The 2355-nt window shown below is 45.1% G+C and carries 3 protein-coding genes; all 3 read right to left on the reverse strand.

The window, feature by feature from the left end; all coding sequences use genetic code 11:
• Window positions 1–22: 22 nt before the first annotated feature.
• A complete protein-coding gene (gene tnpC / locus H4J63_RS19625) occupies window positions 23–1504 on the reverse strand; it encodes an IS66 family transposase (RefSeq protein ID WP_002963282.1) in 1482 nt (493 codons plus the stop codon).
• An 80-nt stretch (window positions 1505–1584) separates the two neighbouring features.
• On the reverse strand, window positions 1585–1935 hold the full coding sequence (tnpB, locus tag H4J63_RS19630; protein WP_024604009.1) for an IS66 family insertion sequence element accessory protein TnpB: 351 nt from the start codon (window positions 1933–1935) through the stop codon (window positions 1585–1587).
• Window positions 1932–2273 carry a hypothetical protein gene (locus H4J63_RS19635; protein WP_008467385.1) on the reverse strand — a complete coding sequence of 114 codons (342 nt, stop codon included), beginning with the start codon at window positions 2271–2273 and terminating at the stop codon, window positions 1932–1934. Before H4J63_RS19635 ends, tnpB begins: the two co-directional genes overlap by 4 nt.
• Between the last annotated feature and the right edge of the window lie 82 nt (window positions 2274–2355).

Below are 2355 nucleotides of genomic sequence, written 5' to 3' on the forward strand. Positions count from 1 at the left end.
GTGAGCGTCTAGCGAACTACACCTATGTTTTAAAATTCCAGGGTAACAAGCTGTCGATATCGGGCTCAGGCTGGCACAGTTCATCAAGGCAAGCACAGATGTAATTAAATGGGATTAGACCATTTATCTTGGCGGTTTCCACAATGCTGTAAAGGGTGGCACTAGCATGGGCACCGTTAGCCGTTTGGCTAAATAACCAATTCTTTCGGCCTATCACAAACGGTTTTACCGCGCGTTCTGCTCTATTATTATCGATGCTAAGTCGGCCATCATCAACATAGCGTATGAGCTTGTGCCATTGATTTGCCAGGTAATTAGCTGCCTCTATCAGTTTGCTGTTCCCCACTAAATTTGGCTGATCCTGCTCAAGCCATATTTTTAGCTTGCTAAGAATAGGCAGGCTAACCTCTTGTCTTGCCGTATATTTGTCATCCACACTTTTATCTTTGATGCGTGACTCAACGCCGTACAGTTTTTGGATAAGGCTCAATACCACATCCGCTTTGCCGGTTTTGTTTTTACCTTGTAGCTTTTTCGCGTCGATAAATTTACGACGAGCATGCGCCCAGCAGCCGATTAAGGTTGCCTCTGTTCTGGCATAGGCTTGATAGCCATCCACGTGCAAGTACCCTTGATATCCATCAAGATAATTGACCACGCAGGCGGCCGCGCGACTATTGTGGAAGTCGTAAAGTACGATATTAGGGATAGGATTATTCGGGTCTGGTGAATCTCGACCCGAGCAATACACCCACATGTAACTGTTTACTTTGTCCGATTTCACCACCTTTAATGGCGTTTCATCGGCAAACAGCGTGGGTTGCCTTAACAGCTCGGCTTTAAGCCGTTCAACTAATGGCGCGAAGAGTGTGGCTGATTTGTCTATCCAGCTGCTCATGGTCTGTCGACTGAGTTCAATACCGTATTGCTTAAACATCGCTTCCTGGCGATACAGCGGTAACCCGTATTGGTATTTACTGGTGATAAGCTGACTGAGCAAACTGCTGGTTGCAATGCCTTTGTTGATGGGCATGGCAGGCATTGAGGCTTGTTTAATCTGTGTCTGAGTTGAGGATTTATCACAGTGACGGCAGGCGTATTTAGGCCTAATATGCTCAATCACTTTGATTTTAGCGGGTATGAACTCAAGCTTTTCTGACTTATCTTCACCCATTTTATGTAGCTCACCGCCACAGCAATCACAGGTTTTGTCGATGATGTCGTGAATAACCTGCTCACGAGGTAAGTCTTTTGGCAGTGGCTTACGCACCGGCTTTTTACGGGTATAGCTAATGGATTGTTGCTCTGCCTCAACTTCCTCAACAATTTCTTCCACTTCATTGAATAACTCGCCTTGCCCGGCAAAGCCTTCAGCACTTTTGCCGAATTGTTTTTGTTGGGCCAAGCTCCAGCGCTCTTCCAATGCCGCAATCTGGGCATCCTTCTGCGCTAACAGTTTTTCAAGTTCAGCAATGCGCTGTTTAAGGGCGAGTTCATTTTTCATGACGCCTATTTTAAGGCATCATCAAAGGCTTTGCAGTGCTAACTGAACTCACTTTGATGATCATCAATCGATCGCAAATATTAAAGCATTTTCTTACCTGCGACATCAATTTTACTGTGTCCAATCACATCATAACCCGATAATAACCAGTGTAATTGCTGCTCGCTTAAGGTCATGGTGGGTGACATGAGTTTGGGCCATTTGAACTTATGCTTATCTAATCGCTTATACCACAGTGCAAAACCGGTGTTATCCCAGTAAAGCAGTTTGAGTTTGTCACGGCCTTTATTACAAAACACAAATAGCGCACCACTGAGCACGGGTAGTTCAAGCTCTGCTTCCACCAACGCCGCCAGACCATTAATTGATTTTCGAAAATCAACGGCATCGGCACATAAATAGACGGTGGGTACATCAACGAACATCCTCATACCGTTAGCCCTTTAATAATGGCAACGATATCGGCCGTCGCTAAATCGATAGGAAACGTGAGTTGGCCGGTTAGCGTATCAAACTGCAGCGTATTTTGACGAGTTTGCGCGCAGACTTCAGTAGTTTGTTTTACCTGGACAAAACGTGATGATGTAAGGCACTGCGTGTGCACTGGCAAGGTGGAATTAGGCTGGTCTTTTGCCAGTAAAGCACGTTGTTTATAATAAGTCGTAATAGCGACATTATGGTGTTGGCAGAATTCAATATTAGTACCACTAAACGTACTGCGTTTCAGCAAAAGCTGCTGCCACTGTGCGCTTGTTCTGTAAGTTTTCATCACCTGCTCCGAATTTATCATTGAGCAGGTATTTTTAGATAATCAGAACATCGATGCTAGGTGTGGTTCGCTAGACGCTTAC

This window comes from Pseudoalteromonas sp. 5Ae-yellow (assembly GCF_014077565.1).
Classification (GTDB): Bacteria; Pseudomonadota; Gammaproteobacteria; order Enterobacterales; family Alteromonadaceae; genus Pseudoalteromonas.